Here is a 3319-nt window from a genome sequence, read left to right as displayed (position 1 = left end):
CGGCTCCGCGGGACGGTGGGCCTGCGAGGGGCGCGAGCTCTGGTACTCGTACGGCTCAGGCGGCCGCGGCGGCTGATGCCCCTGCTGCGGGTACGGCGGCTGCGGGTGCTGGGGCTGCTGCGGCTGATGTCCCTGCTGGAACGCGGACGGCAGCTTGAGCCCCGGGTCGCCGCCGACGCCCGGCTGCGGTGCCAGCGGGGTGTAGGACGTGGCCGTGTTGGTGAGGAAGTTCCACCGGCACTCCTCGCAGTACGGAGCCATCGGCTCGCGCGGGGTGCGGCACTGCGGGCACAGCTCGGGCGGCCCGGAAGCACCAGGACCGCCGGGACCGTACCCCTGCGCGGGACCTTGTCCGGGGCCGGGGCCCTGACCGGGCCCAGGCGGCGGGAAGCCGTAACCGGGCGGGGGCGGCGGAGGCCCCGGAGCAGCGCCCGCGGGGGCGCCGGGTCCGGCCATGCGGTGGCCGCAGACCTCGCACCAGTCGTCGGAACCCGACTGGTGTCCGTTGGGGCAGGTCGGCATGTCGGCGCTTCCCCCTCTCCTCATCCGGCCCGGAGGCCGTCCCTGTGCCGCTGCTTGGTCGCAGCTTCCACGCTGCTACTTCTTGACGCGAACTGTCTTGGTGGAGCGAGTCTCAAGGGTCATCTCGTCCGCATCCGTGACTTTCGCCTTCAGTCGCACAGTACCTGTCGCCTCATCCACGACGTCCACCACCTTGGAAAGCAACTTCGCCGTATCAGCGTTCCCCGAGAAGGCCGCGAGCTGAACCGCGCGCCCCAATTTGGCTGTCGCGCCGTCCAGATCACCCGACTTACGGGCGTCCAGCCCCTGCTGGATCACCTGTGCCAACTCGGCCTGGCCCGTGTAGTGCGCGACCTGCGGATTGATCGAGGTCGAGGCTGCCACATCCTCCGTCCACACCGCCCGTACCAGCCCCTGGGACAGCACTTCGGGGGAGCCGCCACCGGGCGCCGGAAGGATCAGCGAGACGCGCGCCGCCAGCATCTCCTGGCCGATTCCGGCCCCGGGGACCAGCACACTCACGTGGTAGTCGCGCGACTCGTTCCCCCAGGAACCCGTCGGATAATCGCCGGCGCGCGGCCCCGCCTCCGTACGGCGGCCGGTCAACTCGGTGACCGCCGGAGCCACTTGCTTGACGAACTGGATCTCCACACCGACGGGCGTCCACAGCCGCAGTGCCACGTCCGCGACCTCCTTGCCCATCGCGTTCTCCATCATCCGGGTGAAGTCGGCGGCCAGGGCCGACGGATCGGCCACTATGTCGGCGGTGCCGAGCAGCGCGGTGGCGATGGCTGTGACTTCTTTCACCTCCCAGTCCGTGCCGACACCCCTGGCGTCACAGGTGAACCGGCCGGCGCAGGCGTCCAGCGCGGCCCGCAGGTCCTCGGGCGCCTCGTGTTCGTTACGGCCGTCGGTGAGCAGGATGCCGTGCCTGATCGGGACTTCGGCCGAGGACAGCAGCCGGTCGGCCAGCCGCAGCCAGGTGCCGATCGCCGTACCGCCGCCGGCACTCAGCCCGCGCAGCGCGTCCTTGGCCCCCGCCCTGGTCCGCGCGTCGGCTGTGGCGAGCCCGCCGTTGCCGGGGTAGATCTCGCGCGCCACATGCGTACCGGCGACCACGGCGAAGGCGACGCCGTCGCGCAGGGTGTCGACCGCGGCGGCCGTCGCTTCCCGCGCCGCGCGCATCTTCGCCGACGGATAGTCCATCGAGCCGGAGCAGTCGACCATGATCACCACGGCTGCTCTGGGGCCGTTCGCCGAGAACGCCGGGGAGGCGGGCGAGGCTCCACTCAGCGGGGCGCCCCCGCTCGTACCGCCGCCGGTCGAGGTGACCGTGACGATGGCGTGCACCTCGCGGCCGCCTTCGGGCAGGTACTCGTTCTGGTACACGTCGACGGAGAATCGCGGCACGTTGGACTTGGAGAAGTTCGCCATGTGTATCGGCTCCTCGGGGCTCCACGCGACAGAGTCAGCGGAAAAGGGGCGACGGGCATCGGGCAACAGGCGTCGGGCAACAGGCGTCGGACAGCGGGCAACTGACATCGGGCGGCGGTACGCGGGACACTCGGGCGCCCCGGCGCGCGGACGTTCACCAGGCCCAGGAAGGGCGGAACGGGTTCAAGCCTTGTCCTGGGCCGATCCTGCCCCTCGCGGTGGCACGGCGAACGGCACGACAGCCACTGTTACGTTGTCGTGGCCCCCGCCGTCGAGCGCGTGGCCGACCAGTACCTGGGCCGCGTGCAGCGGCCGTTGCGCGGCATCGGGCGGCAGGACCCGGGCCATCTCCTCCACACTCTCCGCGTAGTTCCACAGGCCGTCCGTGCAGACCACCACCACACCCGAGCGGTCCGGCTTGTAGGAGGCGGTGTGCGGCTCCAGTTCGTACGCGTCGGCGCCCAGCCAGCCGGTGATGGCGTGGGCGCGCTCGTCCGCGTACGCCTGGACCTCGTTCATCAGACCGGCGGCGACCATCTGCGCGGCCCAGGAGTCGTCCTCGGTGAGCCGCGCCGACGCGAACGTACGGTCGTCGGGCACCCAGTAGGCGCGGCTGTCGCCGACCCAGCCGACGATCAGCAGCCCGTTCGCCACCACCGAGCCGACGATCGTGCACGCGGGCGCGTTCTGGTGGCGGGGTGTGTCGTGGGCCGTGGCGCGGCCCGGCTCCTGGGCGAGCGCGTTGACGGCCTCGGACGCCGCCAGGATCGCGTCGTGCATGGCCTGCTGCGGATGCGTACCGCGCTCCAGCGCGGCCGGCAGCGACTCGTTGGCCGCGTCGGCCGCGGCTTCCGAGGCCTCGTCGGGGCGGGTCGCCGAGGACACACCGTCGCAGACGATCGCGACCACGGCGGGCGAGCCGTCGGGGAGCGCCGCCGAGGACAGCGCGAACGCGTCCTCGTTGCGGTGGTGCCGCAGGCCCCGGTCGCTCACCGCCGCCACCGCGGCCAACTCCTCCTCCATGTGGTCGCGCTCGCGCGGCTGGGCGTGGCCGCAGTTCTCGCAGTAGCCGTCGCTGTCCACCCGGCCCGCGCGGCAGGCGACACAGAGCTTGGTGCCCGAAGGGGGAGTGGCGTCGGGGTCGACGGTCCGGGGGTCCGGGGGTACGGGGCTCGCGGGGTCGGACATGTCCGACGAGTCCGTCCCGTCCGTCGCCTCCGAGGACGCAGAGGAGTGCTCGGCGGACGCGCTCCGGCCCGCGTCGTCCCCCGCCGGGTCGTCCGGCACCGGATCGTCCCGGAGCGTCGGGGTCAGCGATGCCAACGCCGATGCCGGTGGCGCGGGCGGCGCGGCGGGCGGCGCG

The 3319-nt window shown here is 72.6% G+C and carries 2 protein-coding genes and 1 pseudogene; all 3 read right to left on the bottom strand.

Annotated features, from left to right (window positions below; translation table 11 throughout):
- Positions 1-522 (bottom strand): annotated as a pseudogene (locus tag QR77_RS48525) (hypothetical protein); the annotation flags it as partial.
- Positions 523-597: 75 nt separating this feature from the next.
- Positions 598-1956 (bottom strand): VWA domain-containing protein, encoded by a 1359-nt coding sequence (locus QR77_RS11680; protein WP_040021493.1) that lies wholly within the window; start codon positions 1954-1956, stop codon positions 598-600.
- A 183-nt stretch (positions 1957-2139) separates the two neighbouring features.
- Positions 2140-3319 (bottom strand): PP2C family serine/threonine-protein phosphatase (locus tag QR77_RS11675; protein WP_236710604.1); only part of this gene is annotated, 1180 nt, incomplete at its 5' end.

This window comes from Streptomyces sp. 150FB, from assembly GCF_000818195.1.
Classification (GTDB): domain Bacteria; phylum Actinomycetota; class Actinomycetes; order Streptomycetales; family Streptomycetaceae; genus Streptomyces.
This window is presented reverse-complemented; position numbering and strand designations above follow the sequence as displayed.